This is a genomic window from Romboutsia sp. 1001216sp1 (genome assembly GCF_039841805.1).
GTDB classification, from domain to species: Bacteria; Bacillota; Clostridia; order Peptostreptococcales; family Peptostreptococcaceae; genus Romboutsia_C; species Romboutsia_C hominis.
Genome location: NZ_JBDPHA010000017.1, coordinates 12,114 through 36,418 on the forward strand (window position 1 = coordinate 12,114; position 24,305 = coordinate 36,418).

General features: G+C 27.1%; 27 protein-coding genes. 8 read left to right on the forward strand and 19 right to left on the reverse strand.

What is annotated here, in order from left to right:
- Positions 1 to 8 precede the first annotated feature (8 nt).
- The 7 genes from ABHC41_RS12955 to ABHC41_RS12985 form a co-directional block, all read right to left on the reverse strand.
- Positions 9 to 3,170 (reverse strand): DEAD/DEAH box helicase, encoded by a 3,162-nt coding sequence (locus ABHC41_RS12955; RefSeq protein WP_271892783.1) that lies wholly within the window; start codon positions 3,168 to 3,170, stop codon positions 9 to 11.
- Positions 3,171 to 3,277: 107 nt separating this feature from the next.
- Positions 3,278 to 5,152 (reverse strand): hypothetical protein, encoded by a 1,875-nt coding sequence (locus ABHC41_RS12960; protein ID WP_271892781.1) that lies wholly within the window; start codon positions 5,150 to 5,152, stop codon positions 3,278 to 3,280.
- A 433-nt stretch (positions 5,153 to 5,585) separates the two neighbouring features.
- Positions 5,586 to 7,013 carry a hypothetical protein gene (locus ABHC41_RS12965; protein ID WP_271892779.1) on the reverse strand — a complete coding sequence of 476 codons (1,428 nt, stop codon included), beginning with the start codon at positions 7,011 to 7,013 and terminating at the stop codon, positions 5,586 to 5,588.
- On the reverse strand, positions 6,988 to 8,049 hold the full coding sequence (locus ABHC41_RS12970) for a hypothetical protein (RefSeq protein WP_271892777.1): 1,062 nt from the start codon (positions 8,047 to 8,049) through the stop codon (positions 6,988 to 6,990). The genes ABHC41_RS12965 and ABHC41_RS12970 overlap by 26 nt, the downstream gene beginning before the upstream one ends.
- A 56-nt stretch (positions 8,050 to 8,105) precedes the next feature.
- The gene (locus ABHC41_RS12975) at positions 8,106 to 8,234 is read right to left on the reverse strand and encodes a hypothetical protein (RefSeq protein ID WP_271892775.1); all 129 of its coding nucleotides are present in this window, start codon (positions 8,232 to 8,234) and stop codon (positions 8,106 to 8,108) included.
- Complete coding sequence (locus tag ABHC41_RS12980) at positions 8,235 to 8,687, reverse strand: hypothetical protein (RefSeq protein ID WP_271892774.1); 453 nt, start codon at positions 8,685 to 8,687, stop codon at positions 8,235 to 8,237.
- A gap of 306 nt (positions 8,688 to 8,993) precedes the next feature.
- A complete protein-coding gene (locus tag ABHC41_RS12985) occupies positions 8,994 to 9,203 on the reverse strand; it encodes a Mor transcription activator family protein (protein WP_271892772.1) in 210 nt (69 codons plus the stop codon).
- A 136-nt stretch (positions 9,204 to 9,339) separates the two neighbouring features.
- Between ABHC41_RS12985 and ABHC41_RS12990 the strand changes: the two genes are divergently transcribed.
- The 4 genes from ABHC41_RS12990 (at position 9,340) to ABHC41_RS13005 (ending at position 10,934) form a co-directional block, all read left to right on the forward strand.
- A complete protein-coding gene (locus ABHC41_RS12990; protein WP_271892770.1) occupies positions 9,340 to 10,005 on the forward strand; it encodes an N-acetylmuramoyl-L-alanine amidase in 666 nt (221 codons plus the stop codon).
- A 166-nt stretch (positions 10,006 to 10,171) separates the two neighbouring features.
- Positions 10,172 to 10,396 carry a DUF1659 domain-containing protein gene (locus tag ABHC41_RS12995; protein WP_271892767.1) on the forward strand — a complete coding sequence of 75 codons (225 nt, stop codon included), beginning with the start codon at positions 10,172 to 10,174 and terminating at the stop codon, positions 10,394 to 10,396.
- A gap of 106 nt (positions 10,397 to 10,502) precedes the next feature.
- Positions 10,503 to 10,730 carry a DUF2922 domain-containing protein gene (locus ABHC41_RS13000; protein ID WP_166505297.1) on the forward strand — a complete coding sequence of 76 codons (228 nt, stop codon included), beginning with the start codon at positions 10,503 to 10,505 and terminating at the stop codon, positions 10,728 to 10,730.
- Positions 10,731 to 10,787: 57 nt separating this feature from the next.
- On the forward strand, positions 10,788 to 10,934 hold the full coding sequence (locus ABHC41_RS13005; RefSeq protein WP_195581064.1) for a YvrJ family protein: 147 nt from the start codon (positions 10,788 to 10,790) through the stop codon (positions 10,932 to 10,934).
- 157 nt (positions 10,935 to 11,091) lie between these two features.
- On the opposite strand, the gene ABHC41_RS13010 is transcribed toward ABHC41_RS13005, so the two are convergent.
- The 5 genes from ABHC41_RS13010 to ABHC41_RS13030 all read right to left on the reverse strand — a co-directional run bounded on the left by ABHC41_RS13010 (position 11,092) and on the right by ABHC41_RS13030 (position 13,581).
- The gene (locus ABHC41_RS13010; protein WP_271892763.1) at positions 11,092 to 11,358 is read right to left on the reverse strand and encodes an RNA polymerase sigma factor region1.1 domain-containing protein; all 267 of its coding nucleotides are present in this window, start codon (positions 11,356 to 11,358) and stop codon (positions 11,092 to 11,094) included.
- Positions 11,359 to 11,431: 73 nt separating this feature from the next.
- On the reverse strand, positions 11,432 to 12,133 hold the full coding sequence (locus tag ABHC41_RS13015) for an ATP-binding protein (RefSeq protein ID WP_271892761.1): 702 nt from the start codon (positions 12,131 to 12,133) through the stop codon (positions 11,432 to 11,434).
- Complete coding sequence (locus ABHC41_RS13020) at positions 12,114 to 13,034, reverse strand: DnaD domain protein (protein ID WP_271892759.1); 921 nt, start codon at positions 13,032 to 13,034, stop codon at positions 12,114 to 12,116. The genes ABHC41_RS13015 and ABHC41_RS13020 overlap by 20 nt, the downstream gene beginning before the upstream one ends.
- A 14-nt stretch (positions 13,035 to 13,048) precedes the next feature.
- On the reverse strand, positions 13,049 to 13,318 hold the full coding sequence (locus ABHC41_RS13025) for a BRO family protein (RefSeq protein ID WP_092926141.1): 270 nt from the start codon (positions 13,316 to 13,318) through the stop codon (positions 13,049 to 13,051).
- 44 nt (positions 13,319 to 13,362) lie between these two features.
- A complete protein-coding gene (locus tag ABHC41_RS13030; RefSeq protein ID WP_240275892.1) occupies positions 13,363 to 13,581 on the reverse strand; it encodes a helix-turn-helix transcriptional regulator in 219 nt (72 codons plus the stop codon).
- A gap of 225 nt (positions 13,582 to 13,806) precedes the next feature.
- Here ABHC41_RS13030 and ABHC41_RS13035 point away from each other — a divergent pair, with 225 nt between their 5' ends.
- From ABHC41_RS13035 to ABHC41_RS13050, 4 genes are all read left to right on the forward strand, one after another.
- Positions 13,807 to 14,199, forward strand: coding sequence for a helix-turn-helix transcriptional regulator (locus tag ABHC41_RS13035; RefSeq protein ID WP_092926145.1), 393 nt, complete (start codon positions 13,807 to 13,809; stop codon positions 14,197 to 14,199).
- 127 nt (positions 14,200 to 14,326) lie between these two features.
- Positions 14,327 to 14,800 carry an ImmA/IrrE family metallo-endopeptidase gene (locus ABHC41_RS13040; protein ID WP_195581059.1) on the forward strand — a complete coding sequence of 158 codons (474 nt, stop codon included), beginning with the start codon at positions 14,327 to 14,329 and terminating at the stop codon, positions 14,798 to 14,800.
- Positions 14,801 to 15,599: 799 nt separating this feature from the next.
- Positions 15,600 to 16,793, forward strand: coding sequence for a methionine gamma-lyase (gene megL / locus ABHC41_RS13045; protein WP_195237117.1), 1,194 nt, complete (start codon positions 15,600 to 15,602; stop codon positions 16,791 to 16,793).
- Positions 16,794 to 16,882: 89 nt separating this feature from the next.
- Complete coding sequence (locus ABHC41_RS13050; RefSeq protein ID WP_195938431.1) at positions 16,883 to 18,277, forward strand: Na+/H+ antiporter NhaC family protein; 1,395 nt, start codon at positions 16,883 to 16,885, stop codon at positions 18,275 to 18,277.
- Between the two features lie 108 nt (positions 18,278 to 18,385).
- Here the strand turns inward: ABHC41_RS13050 and ABHC41_RS13055 are convergent, their stop codons facing one another.
- The 7 genes from ABHC41_RS13055 to ABHC41_RS13085 form a co-directional block, all read right to left on the reverse strand.
- Positions 18,386 to 18,907, reverse strand: coding sequence for an ECF transporter S component (locus ABHC41_RS13055; RefSeq protein WP_271892755.1), 522 nt, complete (start codon positions 18,905 to 18,907; stop codon positions 18,386 to 18,388).
- Between the two features lie 27 nt (positions 18,908 to 18,934).
- On the reverse strand, positions 18,935 to 19,525 hold the full coding sequence (locus ABHC41_RS13060; RefSeq protein ID WP_271892753.1) for a methyltransferase domain-containing protein: 591 nt from the start codon (positions 19,523 to 19,525) through the stop codon (positions 18,935 to 18,937).
- 45 nt (positions 19,526 to 19,570) lie between these two features.
- The gene (locus ABHC41_RS13065) at positions 19,571 to 20,089 is read right to left on the reverse strand and encodes an FmdE family protein (RefSeq protein WP_271892752.1); all 519 of its coding nucleotides are present in this window, start codon (positions 20,087 to 20,089) and stop codon (positions 19,571 to 19,573) included.
- A 177-nt stretch (positions 20,090 to 20,266) separates the two neighbouring features.
- On the reverse strand, positions 20,267 to 21,022 hold the full coding sequence (locus ABHC41_RS13070; RefSeq protein WP_240275899.1) for a MerR family transcriptional regulator: 756 nt from the start codon (positions 21,020 to 21,022) through the stop codon (positions 20,267 to 20,269).
- 178 nt (positions 21,023 to 21,200) lie between these two features.
- Positions 21,201 to 22,307, reverse strand: coding sequence for a DUF362 domain-containing protein (locus ABHC41_RS13075; protein WP_240275900.1), 1,107 nt, complete (start codon positions 22,305 to 22,307; stop codon positions 21,201 to 21,203).
- Positions 22,308 to 22,401: 94 nt separating this feature from the next.
- The gene (locus ABHC41_RS13080; protein WP_195237110.1) at positions 22,402 to 23,664 is read right to left on the reverse strand and encodes a 4Fe-4S dicluster-binding protein; all 1,263 of its coding nucleotides are present in this window, start codon (positions 23,662 to 23,664) and stop codon (positions 22,402 to 22,404) included.
- Between the two features lie 317 nt (positions 23,665 to 23,981).
- Complete coding sequence (locus ABHC41_RS13085; protein WP_092926167.1) at positions 23,982 to 24,245, reverse strand: hypothetical protein; 264 nt, start codon at positions 24,243 to 24,245, stop codon at positions 23,982 to 23,984.
- Positions 24,246 to 24,305: the final 60 nt, after the last annotated feature.

A 24,305-nucleotide genomic window follows, 5' to 3' on the forward strand; every position in this document is an offset into this window, starting at 1 on the left:
AATAACTTTTATAAAGCTTTTTCTGCTTTTACCGCAAGACTTGCAGGTAACTTATTTCTTAGCTTCCACACAATACTTATCGGTTTACTACCACTATAACTTACAATGTCTGCTGCTCCTAAATAAGTATAAGGAGAAGTTACTCCTTCTTCACTTTTATTTTCTCTAACAAACAATAATATATTATTACCACTATCTCTATGGTTTACATACCTCTGTCCTGTAGGTGAATCAATACTTGTTCTACTTTGACTTTGCCAATTAAATAATTCATCATTTATAGCATAATCTTCATACATAGTAGAAGGTGAAAAATGCTTTTTGACCTTATTTAAAGTTATTAAAAATATATCAGTTTTCTTATCTTCAATATATAAAACACCTTCTCTTAAAGGATATTGCTTATCTATTGTATTTTTTCCAAGTGCTGCTAGTATTTGTTCTTTAGTATAAGTTGAATGTACTTCTAAATTACTTTCATAGTAAAGTCCATCACTTAAAGATTTTACTTTTATATGACTTAAATTATATTTAAGTACTTCTATTATCTCTTCATACATTACTTTATTTAAATATAACCTTTGCAAAAACTCATATGTATTATCTATTCCTAGTTCTTTAGGTGATTTAGTGTATAAAGTGTAATGTAGCATAAGTAACATTTTTTCTTCACTTTCAGTAAAGCTAATATCTTCATCTTCTTTATTAATTTTTATCTTGTAGCTTTCAAGTACATCTATCCAAAATCTAAGAAGCTTTACAGAGTCTGTATTTATAAGTCTTAGCATCCCACCACTTAGATTTTTTTCATCTATATCAACAAAGTCATCTTTAACTTTTGCATTTACACAAAGTCTATAAAAGCTATTTTTAGTTTTATATATTTCCTTTAGAGTTATATTATAAAATTCGATAAAGTTTATTAAATTTAACTTTTTACCACTTTCTATTTCAAAGGTTTTAATCTTATTAGTTATAGTTGTTTTGTTATTTATAAATGAATTAATATTTCTTAATATGTATTCCTTGGCTTGCTTTTCCATATGTAAGTGGCAACCCTTAGGCAATGTTATAAATCCACTTTCTATTTCTTCTTTTAATGCTTTTCCTTTTTTCTTGGCTATTGAAGAAAACTTTTCATAGAAATTGTAATTTTTATGTGCTTGTCCAACATAATCAAGTACTGTTAAACATTCCTTGTTATCACTAAGTCTAAGCCCTCTACCTAATTGCTGTAAAAATACAGTTAAACTTTCAGTTGGTCTTAAAAATAATATAGTATTAATCTCAGGTATATCCACTCCTTCATTATATAAATCAACCACGAAAGCAAATTTATATTTTCCATTTACAAGACCTAATCTAGCTTCATCTCTTTCATCTTTAGTCATTTTAGAACTTATAGCTACTGAAGGTATTCCTTTTTCACTGAAGTAATTTGCCATAAAGTTTGCATGTTCTATACTTACACAAAACCCAAGCCCAACTACTTCATCTATATCTGATATATAATCATATAAACTCTTTATTACTAAATCTGCTCTTTTCTTAGAATTTAGCTTATCTACTGTAAGTAAATTAGTAAGCTCTTTGTTATCATATCCACCTCTTGACCATTTAAGTTTACTTAAATCAAGTTCATCACTTACACAAAAATATTGAAAAGGAGATAGTAACTTTTTATCTATAGCTTCACCTAATCTCATTTCACTACTTATTCTTCCATCAAAGTATTCTAATACATCTTTACCATCCATTCTTTCAGGTGTTGCAGTAAGACCTAATAAAACTTTTGGCTTGAAATGTGCTAATAACTTTTGATAACTTGGTGCACTAGCATGGTGAAATTCATCAATTATTATAAAATCATAGAAATCTTTATCTAAATTTTCATCAAATCTTTTAGAGTTAAAGGTTTGTATAGTCATAAATGCATGATCTATATTATCTGGTGTAAAATTACCACTATACAATCCTCCAAAGTTTCTATCTCTAAGTATTGTTCTAAAAGTTTTCATACTTTGTGATAATATATCTTCTCTATGTGCAATAAATAATAATCTATTTACTTTACCTTTGTTATTATTTTTAAAGTTTCTATAATCAAATGCAGATATAACAGTTTTCCCAACTCCAGTTGCTGCTACTACTAAGTTTTTATTGTGTCCTAATACATCTCTTTCAACACTTAAGGTATCTAGTATTTCTTGTTGATAGTGATACGGTCTAACATCAATATTTACTATATCATCATTATTATTTTTTAAATCATTTACTCTAGCTTTTTTAAGTTCTATTTTTAACTTTTCTTCATCATCTTCTGTAAAAGTTTTAAATTCTTCATCATTAAAATAACTTTCAAATGTAGCTTTAAACTTATCTACTATATTTTTAGAATCCTTTTCACTTACCTTCATGTTCCATTCAAGGCCTGTAGTCATTGCATCTTTTGATATATTTGATGAACCAATGTATGCTGTTGTAAACCCTGTATTTCTATGAAACATATAACTTTTAGCATGCAGTCTTGTTCTTTGTATGTCATATGATATTTTTACTTCTGTATTTGGAAGTTCTGATAAAAACTTTATGGCTCTAAATTCACTAGCTCCCATATATGAAGTTGTTATTATTCTAAGCTTTTTAGTTTTGGTATGTTCTATTAGTTCATCTTTTATAAGTCTAAGTCCGCTCCATCTTATAAAAGATACTAATATATCTATACTGTCACTACTTGATATTTCTCTTTTTAATTCACTTGTTAAGTCTGGTTCATTGTTAGAATTTGTAAATAAGTAGCTTTGTGATATAGGTGTTAGCGGTCTTATGTTATTGTTTTTTATTTTAGATTTATTTAGTTTTTCTTCTACACTTAATAATATTTCTCCATTTTTATGGATATTATTTTCTTTTATTTCTTCATCTTCTACTTGATTAGATAAATAGTTTATTATTTGATTACATATATCAATTTGCTTGTCTATATCTTTATTTTTAATTAAACTTAAACTTTTTTTAGTTACTTCTTCTAAGTATTTAGAAAGTATTACTTTAGCTTCTTCTTTTTCTATTTCTTCTTTATGTATATTTATTTCATTTTCTCTATTTTTAAGTTCTTTATGTATTTTATCAGATATTACTTGCTCATATATACCTTTTTTAAGTTTCATTTCATGCCCCTTGTTTTGATTATTGTTTATATTATATTTAGAAACAGCTTACTCCCTTATAACTCTCTGTTGATGAGTAAGTTTATCTTAAATATTTCTTTCTATTTTTAATTATAAAATTTATCTAAAAACTTTTTTATTTCAATCTCTATTTTCTCCAATGCTTTTTTTCTACTATTACCTTTCCCTCTTGTTATATACGGTATTTCTTTCATTGTAATATTATTATTCTTACACCATTTTCTCTTAATTTTATCATGCTCTATTGTATTACCCTTATGTAATATAGTTTCTCCTGGAAAATGTCCTTCCCCTTGAATTTCAATAACTATATTTAGTTCTGGCAAATATAAGTCAAATTTTAGATTCCCTCCTCCTACACCTACAAGCCCTTCAAACGTTCTTTCTCTTTCATACTTTATGTTATATAAATCTAATACATCTCTACATTTATTTTCACCATATTTGTTTAGACACTCAGGGCATCTATAGCCTGACTTAAAATCATTTGGCCTTGCCGAATATATATGTCCCTTTGGGCACATAATATTAATCTTTGTTGTAGCATCTATGTATTCATCTATAATAGAAAAGCCTTCACTTTCAGCAAGTTCATAGAATTCTTTTATTAAATTTTTTCTATTCTCTTCACCACATGTCAAACATTCATTTCCTCTTTTGAAACTATTTGGAGTTAATGTATCCGTTATATGACCTTTAGGACATTCCATTTTTACCCCCGTAGAATTATTAATATATTCACCTATAACTCTATATCCTCTTTCTTTTGTCATTTGGTAAAACTCTTCTTTTGCTTCTACATTTTTTTCAATATTTCTATATATCTTACTTCTATTTAAGTCATAACAGATTTTGCATCTATTTCCTGCTTTAAATCCATGAGGTGTTAAAGTATCAATTATATGTCCTTGTAGACATTTCATTTTTATATTTGTCTCTGTATTTACATATTCACCTAATACTTTAAATCCCTCTTTTTGTGCTAATTTATAAAATTCTTCTTTCGCTTCTAACACTCTTTGTGTATTGTTTATTATATTTTTTCTATTTAATTCATAACATGTTCCACACCTACACCCTGATTTAAAATCATTTGGTGTTGGTGAATGTTTATGACCTTTTGGACATATTAACTCTACATGTGTAGAGTTATTGATATATTCTCCTACTAATTCATATCCTTCATTTTCTACTAGCATATAGAATTCTTCTTTTGCTTTAATACTCGAGTCTCTATTCCTTGCTATTTCACTTATATTTATATCATAACATGATTTACATCTAGCACCTCTTTTAAAATTATTCGGAGTCAATGTATTTGTTATATGTCCATAAGGGCATTTCATAGATATAGATTTATCACTTCTAATGTATTCGCCTAAAATAGTATACCCTTCTTCTCCTGCTAATTTATAAAAATCTTCTTTAGCTTTTTTTACTCTTTCTGAATTTTTTTTAATATCTCCTCGGTTTAGCTCATAACAAATTTTACATCTACTACCAGACCTAAAACTTCCTGGTGTCAGTGTATCTGTTATATGTCCTTTATTACACATCATTTTTACTGGTTGTTTATCAGATTCATAGTCTCCTAAAATTGTATACTCGACTTCTTCTGCTAATCTATAGAATTTTTCTCTAGCTTCTATACTTTTCTTAGAATTTCTCATTATCTCTTTTCTTTGTATATTAAAGCATTCCTTACACCTGCGACCACTCTTAAATCTACTTGGTGCTATAGTATCTACTATATGACCTTTATCACACATCATTTTTATCTTAGTAGAATGGTTTATATATTCACCTAGTATTATATATCCTTCTTTTATACATAGCTCTATATGCTCAATTTCTCTTTTTATCTTATTCTGTGATTTTAGGTTATCATTTTGTAGCATATTTCTTAACTCAGATAATCTATTTTTCATTTCATTTAATACTTGCTCTTTATCTACTTTCATTATGTACTTCCTTACAAAATTAGTCTCTATTACTTATAATTATACACATGGATGGAATTTTTATAAATATATAAAGAAATGTTGTACACCAAAATATTAACTTAAATTCGTATACTATGCTTCATCTTAGAATATGATTCTAAATTTAACCTCTTACCTCTCATCTGAATGCACTTAAATACTACTTTGTTTTAGATAAAAATTAAGCTCCTACCTTTTATCTAGTACTTTTATAGTTCGTTTTGCAGGTTTTGTTTTTGTGTGTTTGTTATTAGTTTATTTGAATATGTAATTTATTCTTTCCTTATGTTTTTTAATATTAGGATTTTATATTATTTTTAGACATTAGAAAAGCCTCTTGTTTAATTAGAGGCTTTTGATATCATTTAATTTTGCTCTATAAGACTTTATTCTTTGTTGCATACTTACATATTTAATTTAAAAATCCTATATCATAAATATTAGATTTCATTTTTTCTTCTAATATATTATATAATTTTTTAAATTCTTCTAACTCTTCCTTCATATATAACTTTAATAGTGCTTTTATTTGGTACCATCCTGCATCCCATGTATTTATATTGTATTCTGGACTTTCATAATTGAATATTTTCCTAAATTTAAAACTGCCTTTAGTAAGTTCTATAGCTTTTTCTAAAACATCATTAGCTTCTTTGGACAATTCTATATCTTTTAATAAATTATACACATATCTTTCATTACCAAGGTACCTTATATCATCATATACTTCTTCATTATCGTATTCATCTGCTAATAATTCCATTTCATTATTACTCATAAAGAAAAATTCATTTTTTATATCCCATAAGTTATTTTTATACTCAATCTTCCTAAGTGAACTTTGATTTGATGCTGTGTTAAATAAAGAATATATTAATCCATCATTATTCCATTCATCATATTTTTCATGTTCTAAATTAGGCTTAATATATTCATCCTTATCATTTATCCAATTACCTTTTATAATCCTTCTTGCTGCAAATAAACTCATACAGTCCATGAAATTATCTTCTGTGATAGATAATCCATGACCATCAGAAAACATAGTTGAAAATAATGCAACATACCTAGAATTAGTATATATACTATTTGATTTTACAAATAAATACCCTAAATAATTACTTGCAATTTTGTATTTACCATTATCCTTAACCTTAATCCCACTACTTAAATGTGGGACATCAATAGTACCCTTATTTTTTAATTTTTCTCTTATCCATACATTCATTTTTACTTTATTATCTAAATTATATATTTTCTTTATTCCACTCTTTTCTATAATACCGTTGTCATTCATATCTAATATATCATGATTAAATTCATATTTATTATCTGTAACACCAGAAGTCCATATAGAAAAAGATACTCCCCATGCATTAGATGTATCTGAAAAATAACCAGCATTAAATAACATTCCATAATTATACTTAAACTCGTTTAGAAATTCTTTTCTAAATTTGTTATATGTTTCACTAGTCATAAAATTAGGTTTGGTAAATATAGCAATAGATATATCATTTTTGAAATACTTTTTCATTTTTAATATTCTATACATAAACTGAGCATATAAATTTTCTGAACATCTCCCTATTTTATCTTCTTTCATTAATTTATTTATTTTAGTTTTTGCAATTCCTTTTTTGCTAGTACTATCTTGGTTCCCTGCTGTTGCATATGGTGGGTTAATAAAAAATAGTATTTTCTTATTACTTTCAAATGCACGTATTAAATTCTTAGGCATACTAATATCAATTTCAAATTGCCCTTTAAGTATATCTACATCATCATTTAAAAAGTCGTATTGAAATTTTTCACTATTTCTTATATTTACTTCCAACATCTAAATCTGATTTATTTATAGTAGAACAATATAATTCTTTAAATTCATAATCTCTAGTTAAATTTCCAGTTCCCCATGCACAATCCCATACTACATAATTTTCTTTCCAATCCTTACCTAGTATATCTGATATAATATCATGTGATTTATTTACCCAAGCAGTAGGTGTATAAAATTCACCTTTAGATCTACGAATAGTATCTTCTATTAATCTATCTTGGATACTTGAAAATTTTTCTCTTTCAGATAATCTATGTCTTCGTTGAAAATGACCAAAGAAGGAATCATATACATCTCCATTTATATCTATCTCGTTTCCATTTGATAAATGCAATTTATTAGGCTTTTCTGGATGTTTAAAGTTTTCATTAGGATTCATTATTAGACTTATAAATATATATACTAAGTCATGAGGTTCATATTTACTTTCATTTTTAATTACTTTTGATATGAAATAGTCATAAATTGAATATATATTTTTTTCAGTTATGTTTACATATCTTTTTATATTAAGTGCTAAATCTTTTATCTTTTGTGCTACATCATTGAAACTAAAGTTTTCATCTATTTTGAATATATAAGGATTTGCTTTATTCTCGTTGACCATTTTGGCTAATAGATCAAGATTTTTCTGAGGTGCTTCTGATGGAGCTATACTCCAATCTAAATCTTCATTTAAATAGTCTATTATATCATTAGTATGTATTACAAATGTTTCTCTTTTGTCTCCTGCTAAAATTACATTTGGGAGAGGTTCTCCATTTAATTCAAACCTTTTTATGTAATATAAAACTTGTATTAGTACTTTGTATCTATTTATTTTAGTACTAAGTTTTTCATCTAGTTTAAATTCCATTATTAATCTTAGAATTCTACTAGTTTTATCGTAGGTAACCTTCGTATCTATATATCCATCGCAAGAATATGGATATTCTATAATACTTCCTTTAAAATATGTATTTATATCTTTTTTATATACATATTCTACTTGCTTTTCAACAGTTGCATCCTTTATTTGATTATAAAACCTACTCAATATAAAATCCCCTCCTAATAAATTTTATTAGGAAGGGATTTATTTATTCTTATATGTTATAAATAATATCTTACTGTTTTACTTGTTCCACTTTTCTTTCGAAGTTCTTTTATAACATCATACTTATAACCTTCTATACTCATCATAGCATTGCATACAGAAGGAGCTCTATTAGCTATATTCATTTATTTTTGTATATCTCCACACTTTAAATCTATAAATTCCATCTTATTTTGTGAAGCTTCTTCTAATTTATCATAGATATACTTTACTATACATTCTTTTAAATTATTCTTTGTTCCTAATTTTGCCTTATTGGGATTTTGTAAGTATAAATTCTCTTTATATTTAATTTCAAATTCTTTTATATCCTTTATTTCACTATCTATAAATTCATCTTCATTTTCTAGCATATACCCTACTTGCCAGAAATACATATCTATTAACTTCATAGGTGTGTAAACCACATTATCATTTTGTTTAAATAAACTAATACATTCAATAAATTGATTTTGATGCACTTTATAAAATTCAGCTAAGCTCTCTAGTGATTTTTCTCCTGGTGATGTATCTTTAAACCCATGAGCTTTAATCCCCTTTATAAAATACCTATCATATGCTGATACTATACCATACACACCAAGTAGTATTTTTGATGCTAAGGTATCTGATACTTTTATAGTCTTTTCTTCACCTTTTACTTGTTTAATATTCTTTTTATAAGATTGCTTTGTTTTATATATTAGTTCATCTATTCCTTTAATATTTTCTATACATTGGTTATCTCTCTCATAATATTTTTATTATCATATTATTTATCTCCCTTTTAGACTACTAATCTTATATATATCTTATCACATATAAAATTATATCATTAAATAAGCCTAAAAATTTTATTTCTAGGCTTATAGTAATTATCATATTAAATTTCTAAACACAATTGATTATTTAAAATCGTCCACAATATTTCTAACTTGAACTTCACTTATACCAAACTTTCTAGACAGCTCTTTATAATTACCATTAAAGCGTTCCTTCATAATCTTATTTTTAATAGACTTAGTAATATTATTTTCATTAGGGATATACAAACTACTCTCATCAGCAAACTTAACAAGCTTCTTTAAAGAATCTATCCCAATAACATCAGCCAAATCTTTAATAGACTCAGGTAAATCCTCCTTAGTTAAATACTCTAACTTAAAGTATAGTTTAATTCTTAAGTTTTTTCATATACTCCTTTCTATTTTAAATCATAAAATTTGAGTAAAAACATAGGAGGTAAATAACATGAAATGGTACTTAGACTTTGGACATGGAGGTAAAGATCCAGGAGCATTAGGAACTAACTCAACAAAAGAAAGTAATACAGTATTAAAAATAGGAATGATAATAAAAACTAATCTAGAAAAAGCTTTTGAAAAAGTAATAACAACTAGAGAGACTGACAAATACTACTCTCTAGACTGTAGAAGTCAAAATGCAAATAAATGTAACTGTGACTACTTTATAAGCCTTCACATGAACTCATCAACTAACAAATCAGCCAAAGGATGTGAAGTATGGGTATATGATAAAAACAGTAAGGTATATCCCCTAGCTAAAACCATATGCTCAAACCTATCAAAAACTATAAATACTCCTAACCGAGGGGTTAAAATATCAAAAGACTTCTTTGTACTTAGAAAAACTAAAATGCCTGCTCTTTTAATAGAGATAGACTTTATATCAAATTCTACAGTAGAAGATAACTTAGCTTCTACTAAGTATATAAAAGACATAGCAGACTCCATATCATCTACACTACTTTCATTTATAGATAAATCAATAATAGATGAAATGAGCAACTCGAATTTTTATAGAGTATGTATAGGAGCATTTAAAGATAAAACTAATGCTATAAACCTTAAAAATAAAGCAATATCCAAAGGCTTTAATGACACTTATATAATCTAGTACCCCCTACGTCGTGCTTTCATACTCAAAATACCCTACGTCGCATTTTCAGCCCCCGGGTATTTAAATATTTTCATAAAAAACTTTAATGTCTTTAAAAACTAAGTTTTCCTATACTTATTATCAAGAAGTATAAAACTTCACTAAAAACAAAGGAGGAATACTTATGGCAGTAACTGCAACTAAAAATCCGTCAGGATTAAAAATAAGATTTGACTGTGGGCTTGATGATGTAACTGGAAAAACAAAAATAAAAAGTAAAACTTACTCTAATGTAGATCCAGAAGCAACAAATGATGATGTATATGCTGTTGGAGCTGTTATAGCATCACTTCAAAACAATACACTACTTGAAGTAGCTATAATAGACAATACTACATTATCTGAATAAGAATTCGCTTCGCTCCTGCGCCAACGATATACCTTCGCTCTCGCTTCAGGTATATCCGTTGCTTAAAAATTTATTAATTAAAATCTAAATTATATGGAGGTGTATTATGGAAGTTTCAAAGAAATTATTAATGAGTTTTATGACAACATCTGGAAAAAAGGTTTCTATATCAGTAGATGACCCTAGGGAAAATTTAACTGAAACAGAGATAAAGACAGCTATGACTACTATACTTTCTAAAAATATATTTAAACCAGCTGGGGAAAACTTTGCATCTTTAGTAGAAGCTAAGGTTGTTGAAACTGGAACTACTGAGTACGACTTGGTTTTATAGTTAATAAGGCTATGCTATTTTTAGCATAGCTTTTAATTTATGAAGGGATGTGTTTTTGTGAATTCTGAATTACAAACTCTTATAGCTTCTGTTGGCTTTCCTATAGCCCTTAGTATGTATTTACTTGTAAGGATTGAAGGAAAGCTTCAGGTTCTATCTGATAGTATTAATGAGTTATCTAAAACTATTATAGGTATAAAATAATTTTTATAATAAATGTATAATTATTCCATTTTAGGATATACTCTAGATATTCCATTAAAATAAATCCAATTTATACTTTTTATCTTTAAAATAATTTACTAAATCAAAAGACAGGCAACGGAGGCCTGTCTTTTTTATATTCCTTAAGTTTTATATATTATTCACTTATTGTTATTCCTAAATCAACTATTCTATTATATAAGTAGTTCATTTGTACTTCATTAAGATTAGCTTTTTTAAAAGCATTTAATATCTCTACTTTTGTAAGAATCCCTTCTTTTTTACCTTTTTCTATTAAATCAGCTAACTCTCCTACCATTAATTTTTCTATAAATTCAATCACTTTTTTCATTTCACCTTTATCAAGTTCTTTAAATAAATTTATAAATTCATCCATTACTTCTTGCTTTAATTTTTCGTTCATTTTAATCTCCCCTTATGTTTAGTCTATATATCCTAATTCTAATTATAACAAATTTCAACCTATAATTATAATTTTATTTTCCATATATTCTAAAATTTAATTTCTTTCCACTAATCTTTACTAAATAATTTTTACTCATTTCAATAAGCCTACTACCAATAGCCTCATCAATACCTATAAGTTCCTCAACACTCTTCTCCGAACTAACAATAAGTGGCAAATTATTAAAATACCTATGATTAACAATCTCAAAGATAATATTAACATCACTATCACTAATACTGCCCTTAAACAAATCATCAATCAAAAGCACCCTAGCATTTTTATATCTGTTCATCACCCTATTATAATAAGCCTCATCCATAATATTTTGCTTAAGTTTAGTAACAACTTCCCTATAACTCATATACACAACACCTACCCCATCATCCATAAGCTCATTAGCTATAGCCAGGGAAAGATGGGTTTTTCCACACCCAACTTGTCCTATAAACATTATAGAGTTACATCTATCCTTTTCAATATCTTTAAAGTTTCTTGAATAATTACAAGCTTCTTTATAAGCACATATAATTTGTTTTTCTATATCATAAACAAAGTTGCTAAATCTCTTTTTTCTAAACTCTTCACTTATACCACTTTTTATTAAAATATCTTCAGCTATCCTTACTTGCCTACATGCACAAGGAATTGCAACACCTTCATCTATAATAAAGGTCATATCTCTACACTTATCACATTTATACTCACTAACTTTAGTTTCTAAACCTTCCAAACTCTCGTTCAACTTCTGCGATTTCTTCTGGCGTTGGCTTTCTATAAATATCTTCATCTTCTTCTTCATACCATGTGGCATATTCATTGTTTCTATAGTTGTTACTACCCTTTCCATATTTATCTCCCCTGTTCTTTAAGCTTTTTTCATATGCTAATAAATCACTATAACTTTTTATGTTGTTATCATTCCATTGATTTATTATTCCATTTACATATCCTTTGTTACATTTACCTCTATCTGTAGCAATCTCTATAGCTCTTTTAAATAATTCATAATCTATAGTTTCTGTAATATCTATTAACCACTGTGCTACTATACCGTTTATAAGTCCTATATTTTCTTCATATAATTTTTTAAACTTACTTAAAGATGAAGAATACGATAAGTGTTCATTTTCTTTTTCTTTTTTATTTTCTTTTTCTTTTTCTTTTTGCGCACCTATGGTAGATATACTATCCAACGAATCGTTACACGTATCGTCTATATAATTTTCAAACTCTCTTTTTATCTCTTCTTTATCTATATGTTGTGCTATATAAGCTAATAGGCTCTTATCCTTAACTTCCTTGACTTCTTTTTTTACACAGTCTATTATTGGCTTTCCACCTTTTACTAAATTGTACTTTCCCCATCGTCTTATGGCTAATTCACGTGTTTGTTGATTATATCTTATAATTTTGTAGTAATTTTCAAATCTATCTATAAGTGTATTTATACTTTCTACTGAGTACCCCAATTCAAAAGCTATTTGCTTTTTAGGTATTTTATATATTCCTATTTGTGTTGTGTTTGTATTAGTTAAAATATATAAGAAAAATAGCTTGTCCTCTGGTGTCATCTCTTCTAATACTTTTTCATCTTTCCAAAATTCAGTTCTTACATGTCTAAATATTGCCATATAAAATCCCCCCCTTAATTTAAACTTTCTCCTTCAATTTCTATAGTATCTAGTGAATTATCTACTAAAAACATATCATTATCAATACTAAGTGGTGCATATTTTACCCCTACGTCTAAAAACTCGACACCCTCTTTTTTGCATAATCTAATTATTGCATCTCTTTGATTTGAGTATCCTAATGCCCTTGCTATTGGTATAGCCTCAAAATATTCTTTTTTATTTATTACTACTACATTTATTTCTCCAAATTCTTCATTTGAAAATATCTTTAAATCATTCATTTGTATCCCCCTTATTTTCTATATAAGCATATTTTAAAATTTTTTTAGCTCTTTGGTAATTTATTAGAGAAAAAAATATCATTAGCTTCATCAAGTGTTAAATCCAAACATTCAATTACTTTTAATATCTCTCCAACAGTAAACACTATTTTGCCATTTTCCTTAAAGTTGTATGTCTTATGAGAAATTCCCATCTTCTCTGCTAGCTCATATTGGTATAAACCTTTGAGTACCCTCTTTGATTTAAGTAATCTTAATTTCAATTTTATCCCCTCCATAACTTTACTGCCTTTCTGTAATTTAATATTAACTGGAAGTAATATCCATAGTCAAGAAAAAACTTGACCATTTGTATAAATTTATACTTTAATTTACCATTTAGTAAATATATATTACTTTATGGTAATATATATTTGTATCTTACCATTTGTTAATTTTTCTTTCCTTACTGGTAAATATATACTATAATATTTTTAGAGGTGATATTAATGGAAAGCATCGGAGAAAGAATAACAAAGGCAAGACGTTATTTAGGTATGAATCAAAAGGAATTGTGCGAAAAAGCTGAAATAAATGAAGCAACTCTATCAAGATATGAAAATGGACTTAGAGAACCTAAAGCTGCTACACTTTCAAAGTTAGCAGAGATTTTAGAAGTATCTACTGACTATTTACTTGGTATAACAGATATTAGAAATTATAAGACTTTAAAAGACGATATGAACAAAAACGTTGAAAGTATATATGAAAATACTAAGGAAATGTTAAAACAAGACGGTTTAATGCTTTATGGTAAGCCTGCTACTAAAGAAGATATAGATCACATACTAAAAGCTATGAAGGTTGGTATGTTAATGGCTCTAGAAAAAGATAATGATTAATTTTAAGTAGGTATGTAAATTCTACATACCTACTTAAATAAAGTCATTATTAACATAAATTATATAACCAACATATAGCTTAAGATAAGTAAACTTATATATTGATTATAAAGGGGGAGGACTTTTAGTGAATATAAATCATATAAGAGAGGCAATTAGAAGAATTACATACTGTTATGATACTTCTGATCCAAAAGAACTTATAGATGCAATGGGGATTAAATTAGGTTTTTTACCTAATGATACAGATATAAATAAATTAAAAGGATGTTATGGCATGATTAATGGGGATAAAGTCATTCTTATTCATCCTGATTTAAATGATGAATGTCGTCGTGAGGTTTATGCTCATGAGCTAGGACATGCTATACTTCATCCTACTACTAATGCTTTATTTTTAGCTACTTATACATATTTTAGACTTGGTACTCTAGAAATAGAAGCTGATACCTTAGCTTCTGAGCTTTTACTAAGTGATGATATATATTATAAATATATGGGTAGAAACAATGGATTTATAGCAAGTTGTGAAAAAGTTCCTGAAAGATTTGTTGAACTTAAACTTAATAATTTTAGAAAAAGATTAAATAAGTTTTGGTAATAAGATAACAATAATACTGTAATTAATTATTTTTTTGCCTTTTCATAGAACATAGGTTTGTTTTTATTAATTATTATTGCTTTAGTCTTAAAGGTATAGAAAACATGTTTTAATATCCCTCATATATTTTTAAGACTAACTACTTTTAGTAATAACAAATAAATAGCGGCATGAGTTCAATTGAATATGAAACACATGCCGCATAAGCTTTTTTTATGAGTCTCTACCTGATAGTGCCATAAATATAAATATGTGGAGAATATCTATAAATTTGTGTATCTTATTTAATTCATCTTTTATTATTTGAGTAGATGTTTTAAATGTTTCATAATTAAACCTATTTCTCAATATTATGCACTGTGTCCAATTATTATTATAAATTAAATTATCAATATTTTCTAAGCTTCTAAATGATATTATTATAATTTTTTTAATTTAATATATCTCCAGCTTACTATTTATGTGCTTATCATAGTTATATTTTTAATATCTATTTTTAAATTTTTAAATAATTTTTAAATTTTTGAATAATTTTTAAATAAATAAAGTAAAATTTATATTAATTTTTAAATAAATAAAGTAAAATTTATATATATAAAATTTTTTTTAAGCCTAAATAATCTAAAGTCAAAATTTGTCTAAATTAAGTTTAAAAAATTTTTATTATTTTAAGTTTCATACCTATTTTTTAATTTGCCAATAAATTACAATAGTGTTATATTAAAAAAGAAAACAGCAGCAATCGTTTTCATGAAGTAAGACACTACTATATTAATGAAAATCTAGGAGGAGAATTACTATGGAAAACTTAAAAAACAAAAGATTTGCTACAAAAGCGATACATGGAGGACATCATAAAGATCCTGTATCTGGAGCATTAACTACACCAATATGCCAAACATCAACATTTGTATTTGATAGTGCTGAACAAGGTGGAAGAAGATTTGCACTTCAAGAAGGTGGATACATATACTCAAGATTAGGAAATCCAACTAATGCTCAATTAGAAGAAAAAGTAGCTTTACTAGAAGGCGCAGAGGCTTGTATGTCTACTGCATCAGGAATAGGAGCTATATCTTCAGCATTATGGACAGCCTTAAAAGCAGGAGACCATGTAGTTGCGTCTAAGACATTATATGGATGTACATTTGCATTATTAAATCATGGCTTAACAAGATATGGAGTTGAAGTAACTTTTGTAGATGCTACTAATTTAGAAGAAATTAAAGCTGCTATGAAAGAAAATACTAGAGTTGTTTATTTAGAAACTCCAGCAAATCCAGACTTAAAATTAATAGATATAGAAGCTGTTGCTAAAATAGCTCATGAAAAGAAAGATTGTATAGTTATGGTAGATAATACTTTCTGTACACCTTACATACAAAGACCTCTAGAATGGGGAGCTGATGTTGTACTTCACTCTGCAACTAAGTACTTAAACGGACATGGAGACGTTATAGCAGGTTTTGTTGTTGGTAAACAAGACTTTATAAACCAAGTAAGATTATTTGGTGTTAAAGATATGACAGGTGCTGTACTTAGCGCATTTGATGCTTACTTAATATTAAGAGGTATGAAAACTTTACAAATCAGAATGGATAAACATAGTAAAAATGCACTAGAAGTTGCTAAATTCCTAGAAGGACATAAAAATGTAGTAAAAGTTAACTATCCTGGACTTGAAAGCTTCCCTCAACGTGAATTAGCTAAAAAACAAATGCATTTACCAGGTGGTATGATAGCATTTGAAGTTAAAGGTGGCTTAGAGGCAGGTAAAAAATTACTTAACTCTTTAGAATTATGTACTCTTGCAGTTAGCTTAGGTGATTGCGAGACATTAATACAACATCCTGCTTCAATGACTCACTCTCCTTATACAGCTGAGGAAAGAGCTGAAGCTGGAATCTCAGATGGATTAATAAGAATTTCTGTAGGTCTTGAAGACCCTGAAGATATAATAGATGATTTAAAACAAGCCTTAGATTTACTTTAAGCTTTAAAATTGAACCTAGTTTAATTAAGCTAGGTTCAATTTTTTTAAAGTCTTAATTGTCACAATTTTAATTCAAAAGGAGAATTCTTATGAGAAAAGAAGAAAAAGTCAAACCGAGTTTTAAAGCTTTAATTCCATTTTTAGTTTTTATAGCAGTTTATTTAGGAAGTGGTATAATTCTTCAAGCTCAAGGCGTAGAAATGGCCTTTTATCAATTCCCAGCCCCAGTAGCTGTCAGTTGTGGTGTCTTAGCAGCTTTTTTCTTAATTAAAGGTTCTATTGATGAAAAATTTGATATTTTCGTTAAAGGTTGTGGTAACTCAAACATTATAATAATGTGTGTAATATATTTATTAGCTGGAGCCTTTGCTAGTGTCTGCCAACAAATGGGAGGCGTTGATTCAACAGTAAACTTAGGTTTAACATACATACCTTCACAATTTATCGTAATTGGTATATTTTTAATTTCTGGTTTCATATCTACTGCTACAGGTACTTCAGTAGGATGTATTGCAGCAATTGGTCCAATTGCAGTTGCAGTAGCTGAAAAAACTGGTGCTTCTCTTCCCCTTGTAATGGCTTGTGTTTTAGGTGGAGCCATGCTTGGAGATAACCTTTCTATAATTTCAGATACTACAATAGCTTCTACAAGAACTCAAGGATGTGATATGAAAGATAAGTTTAGAATAAACTTTTATTTAAGTTTGGTTCCTGCCATTATTACAATTATTTTACTATTTGTATTTGGTAAGCCAGAAGTTCCTACTACAATTCAAGCTTATGATTTTAACTTAGTTAAAGTTTTACCTTATTTATTTGTATTGGTATTAGCAGTTGCTGGAATGAATGTATTTTTAGTTTTAACTGGTGGAATATTTTTAGCTGGAGCAATAGGAATGTATTATGGTGATTTGACAATATTAACTTTTGTAAAAAGTATTTACACAGGTTTTACAAATATGACAGATATCTTCTTGTTATCTCTTTTAACAGGTGGTCTTGCCGAAATGGTAACTCATGCTGGTGGTATAGAAGCACTTCTTGTAGCTGTTCAAAAATTTATTAAAGATAAAAAATCAGCAGAAATTGGTATAGGTGTTTTAGTTGCATTAACAGATATAGCTGTTGCAAATAATACAGTTGCCATTATAATAAATGGACCTGTAGCTAAAAAACTTTGTTATAGATACAAAGTTGATCCTAGACGAAGCGCTGCTATTTTAAGTACTGTTTCTTCTATTTTACAAGGATTTTTACCTTATGGTGCTCAGATGCTAATTTTAACTAGTTTCACAAATGGAAAAGTATCTCCTATGCAAGTTATGCCTTTAGTTTGGTTCTGTCAATTGTTATTGGTTTCAACACTACTTTCAACTTTCATACCATTTGCAAACAAATTAATCGTAAGAGATCCTTGGAATTTTTCTAGTGAAATGCCTGAAAGTAAAATTAAAAATATTGGTAGCGAGAGTATTCAAAACTAATAAATATATATAAATTTTTATATTTTATAAAATAAAAGAGTAGGTAAATTTTTACCTACTCTTTTATTTTTAATATTTTGAAAATCTATTTTTTTATCTTATATAATTTTAAGAAGCTAAACTTCTCTTTATCTCTGGATTTTTAGTTGTAAACTTAATTAAAATTGGAATAAATATTAGTTGTATAAGCATTCCAGGAATAGCATTAACTAAATTTCCAAATACAAACATAAATGGGCTAACTTTTGGTGCTATAGTTAAAGAAACAATGAATGCCCCCAAAACAGCAAATAATCTACCACCTATCATAGCACCTATAAGACTTATATATATTTTATTAGTTTTTTCAAATAAAAATCCACTTATAACTCCGTATGCACATAATTCAAAAGCCATTATAGGCATAACTGGAACTAATGGTGGCATACCTGTCATAAACCCACTTAATATAGATGTCAATAATCCTACTAATCCTCCATAAAGTGGTCCTAATAAAAATCCACCTATTAAAACTGGTATATGCATTGGTAAAAATATTGATCCTGCCATATTAAATGTATGGAAAAACATAGGTAATATAATTCCAAATGCAATAAATATCCCCGATAAAATTATTTTTTTTGTTTTCATAAAAATATCCCCCTAAAAGCTAAATTATTAATTTTTATCTATTATTAAATAATAAATTTCATCATTTTCAAAAGCTTCACTTACATTTAACCCTACATCTTCAAATAATGACTTTTGTTTTTTAACACATATAAGCCTATCATTTTTAACAGTTTCATCTTTTTCTTTATGCATATTATTTAAAAACTCTCTACTATTAGAATGAGCTATCATAAGTTGCCCATTTTCTTTTAAATTATTTTCTACTAATGACTTAATAGTTAACGTTTTATTTTGTAAATGTGGAAACATTGAATATAAAATTATTTTATCAAACTTTTCATTTATATTATCGTTTTCAACATCTAACTCCTCAAAGGATAAATTTTTAATATCCTTAAACTTTTCTTTTGCTATATCTAGCATTTGAGTAGATATATCAACACCTTTTATAAATCCAGTTTTATTTAATTTTTTTAAAAAAGGTATTAATACGCCAGTTCCTGTTCCTACATCTAATATACTTTGATTATCTTTAATATTTAGCTTAGATAAAAGAGTATTTATTTTTAATTCATTTACTTCGATTATGTTGTCCCAATCTTTTGCTATACTATCAAAAAACTGTACTTGATTCATAGCATATCTCCTCCATTTGATAAATTATTTCCATCTTAGTAATATCTAAAAAAATCTTTTATAATCACTATAACAATCTAAACAAACCTTCTTCCCCTCTTGAAGTCTTATAAATTGTTCAGATGATTTTTCCTTACATACCTCACAAGTCTCAGATAAAAATAATCTAGCCTTTTCTGGAAGTTTTATATTAGTTGGTTTAAATTCAAATAAATCTTTTGGATTAGCATTTATCAAAAGATTTTTATATTCCTCTCTTGATAAGTTCTTACTTTTGTTTTTTAATGACATTCTAACAGATTTATTATTTTTTCTATTATAAAAATGATAAACACTTTTTCCTCTAAGTCTTATAAGTAAATTCCCCTTACCTATAGTACATCCAAGCATTAATTGTATTGCATCTAATCCACATGCATCATTTTCAGCTATACAAACAATCTCTTCATCCTCTGAAAATTCTAATTCTAAGTATTCTTTAGCTCCTTTAGAAGCTAAATACCCTATAGCTAGCCCTGGATATTCATGTCCATGAAATTTGATTACTTCTTCCCAAGTTTTCATAAGTTTTCTCCCCCAAAAACAAAAACCATGAAGATACACTTATATTATTCGTGTAAACCTTCATGGCTTAATTTCTAAATTTAATATTTCTTTTTTCAATATAAATAGTATATATTTATGCATTATTTGTCAACAAACATTTTATTTATTAATATTTTTAGTATTTTAAAATTATCACTACTTTTTATTATCACAATAAACATTCATAGCATCACTTAAAAATTTAGCAAGCCCTTCTTTATACTTATCTATATTTTTAGTAAATCTTTCATCTGCTACATACATAAGAGCTAATCCTCTAAATATTTCTACCGTACAGTTATAGTAATTATTGCTTATATGATCTCTCCATTTTTGTACTAATACTTGAACTTCTTCATCATCTGGATTTTTATCCATTAAATTTGCTAGCTCAATATATATATTATTAGCTTCTTCACTTATTTTTTCCCAGTCTTCTTTTGAATACTTTGATGTCTTTTCCCTACTTTCTTTATAAGCATCACTATCTTTATATCTTCTTTCTGTCTCTTCTTTGTACTTTTCTTCATGCTTTTTAATATCATCATAACTAAAAGCGTTAAAATCCTTTTTACTCATATTATTCTCTCCTAAATTTTTTATTGTTTCATCAATAGAATCTATTATATTTTCTAGCCTTTCTTTCTTTTTCATTATAAGTTTTCTTTGTACCCTTAAGGCATTTTCTATATCAAAATTTTTATCATCTAATATATTTTTTATTTCGCTTAATTTAAAGTCTAATTCTTTAAATACTAGTATTTGATAAAGTCTTAATATATCATCTTCACTGTAATATCTATAATTAGATTCAACTTCTCTACTTGGCCTTAATATTCCTATATTATCATAGTGGTGTAACATTCTTACACTTATGCCTGTTAATTTTGATACCTCACTTATTTTATACATTTTTACACCTCCTAATGAAATTCTATTCTATAACATTATGTTAGAGTAAATAGTTTTTTATATAATTATCTTAAAATATTTAATTTTATCCTTTGTTTTATATATTTGTATATATAAGAATTAATAAAACAAAAAAACTAGCTCAGATCTAGTATAGACTTTAAGCTAGTTTATTGTTTTATACTTCTATTAATTCATACTCTTTATTTCCTATTCCAAGCTTAACACTATGATCAATACATACTTCCCAGTTAGTTTCAGGGTGTGTATTTATAAAATGATCATGTGTATGATGCTTTTTCTCATCTAAGTAGCTTCCATTTATTACACTTTGCTTATTTGCCATATCTACACAAGCCATATCAAGTGCTACTGGATCAAATGATGCAAATATACCAACATCAGGTATTATTGCTAAATCATTTTCAAAATGACAATCACAATTTGGACTTACATCTATTACAAAACTTATATGAAAATGTGGTCTATCTTTAAGTACTGCATAACTATATTCTGCAATTTTTTTATTTAATATATCATTAGCTTCAAATGTTGTAGTATCTACTGCATCAAAATTACAATTTCCTATACATCTACCACAACCTACACACTTATCATGATTTATAACTGCTTTTTTACTTTCATTAAAACTTATAGCATCATGTGCACATATTTTTGCGCATGCACCACAAGTAACACATTTTCTTTCTTTTATTTTTGGCTTTCCACTACAGTGCATTTCCATTTTACCTGCTCTAGAACCACACCCCATACCTATATTTTTAAGTGCACCACCAAATCCTGTTGATTCATGACCTTTAAAGTGATTCATAGATATTATTATATCAGCATCCATTATTGCCTGACCTATTTTTGCCTCTTTTATGTACTCTTTATCTATTTTAACATTGACTTCATCTGTTCCTTTAAGCCCATCACCTATTATTATATGACATCCTGTTGTAAATGGATTGTATCCATTTTCATATGCTGCATCTAAATGTTCTAGTGCATTTTTTCTTCTTCCTACATATAAAGTATTACAGTCTGTTAAAAATGGCTTTCCTCCATTTTTCTTTATTAAATCTACAACTACTTTAGAATAGTTTGGTCTTAGATATGCAAGATTTCCTGGTTCTCCAAAATGAATTTTTATAGCACTAAATTTTCCATTAAAGTCAATATTTTCTATCCCTGCTTTTTTTATAAGATTTTCTAATTTCATAAGTAAACTTGTATTTTGGTCTGTTCTTAAATTAGTAAAATATACTTTTGATTTTTGCATTTACCTTATCCCCTTACCCTTTTATTTATATAATAATTATATCTATTTTTTCTTTTATTTTAAGTAATAATCTTAAGATTACTAAGTATAATTTTTATTTTTTTACTCTAAGTAATCTATCTAAATATATAGATTTCATCTGATCACTTGCCATAGCTTTATGTATAGGAGATAGCTTAAGTATACTAGAAAGTATTGAAGCCATAGCTCTATGACTATGAAGTGCTCCTTTATCAAATATTAAATTTTGTAATTGTCCTTTTTCAATAGCCATAAGTACTACTCTGTGAGCTGATGATGCTGGAGTTATTATTTTTTCTTTTCGCTTTTTTAGATGTATACATTTTTTAGGACAGCTTCTTGCACACACTCCACATCCTAAGCATATATCCTCATCTATTTTTATAGTAGTTTTGTCTAATTCTTTTACTTCTACTATTGAATATATAGGGCAAGTATTTAGACATTTTTTACAGTTTATACACTCATCATAATCTATATACGGTATAAAGCTACTAGTAGCTACTGGTTGTAAACTTCCATACTCTCTTGCAGCAACTAATGCTTCACAGCAACATCCACAACAATTGCATATAAAATTTACTCCTTTTTGTACATTTTCTCCACATTGTACTAAATTACTTTCATAAGCTTGGTGAAGTAATTCCTTACACTCTGATACATCTATTCTTCTTGCAAAGTTATTTTTAATTAAAGAATTTGCAGTATTATTAAAGGTCATACATATATCCATAGGTGCATCACAAGCCTTTCCTACATGTTCCATTTTATGTCTACAATAACACATACTAACCCCTATATGGCTTGCAGTTTCTATTATATGTGTTGCTCTTTCATAATCAAGTATAGTTATTTCATCATCATTAGTTAAAACTTCTTCCTGTACATAAACTCTTCCTAATTTAGTTTCTGCCGAATAAAATAAATCTTTTATAAAATCTTCTTCTACATTCATATATTGATAGTAAAGTTCACCTAAAAGTTTTTGGTCTATATCATTTCTTGTTCTCATTAGTGCAAACTCAAAAAAACCTGCCATAGGAGGTGGCAGAATATATTTTTTACCTTTATCATCTTCTAGATCTAAAAGTATTGCCTTTGCAGCAAGTGAGTCTAATATTTTTAAAGCTTCACTATCACTTACACTCCATATTTTAGCTGCTGTTTTTACTCTAAAGGGCCTTATTGGAAGTTGAGCTACTAAAGTTGCTTCCCTTTCTGTAAATAGTACCTTTAATATGTCATAAAGTGTTTTAGATGGTGGTACCCCTTGCGGAAATTTATTTAATCTTTCCTCTAAGCTTTTATAAGCATTTTTAGCACTTATATGGCTCATATTATCACCTCTTAAATTTATATGATTTAATTATTTACATATTATCTAATATTAATAACTAAAACTTTTTATATATATTCTTTATATTTCTATAAATTTCCTTTAAAGCTTTATATTTATTATCTTTTTTACGAAATTATAATTTTTTTATTAATTATCTATATTTAATAAAATGCATCTACTTAATAAAAGTAAAATAACATAAATTTACTATATAAATAAAAGTCCAAAATTTTTCTATCGTAAATAATTCTTAATACTAAAAAATGAGCAACTTCAATCAATATGAAGTTGCTCATTATATATTATCCATTTAATTATAATAGCTCATCTTTTAATTCTTTATTTACTTCTTTTACTAGTTCTTTTTCTTCTTTTTTAACTTCTCTTATTATTTCTTTTGCTTCTTTTTTTGCTTCTTTATCTTCTTCTTTCATTTGATGCTTTAATTCTTTTGCAAATTTATGTGCTTCGTGCTTTTCTTCTTTAAACTCTTTTCTGCTTTCATGTTCATACTTTAAACATTCAGCATCTTTTTTTAATTCTTCTTCAATATGTTTTACTTCTGATTTAAATGTCATTTTTAACATCTCCTGACTAATATTTTATGTAAGCTCAACTTTCTTGTTGATAGTTTATAT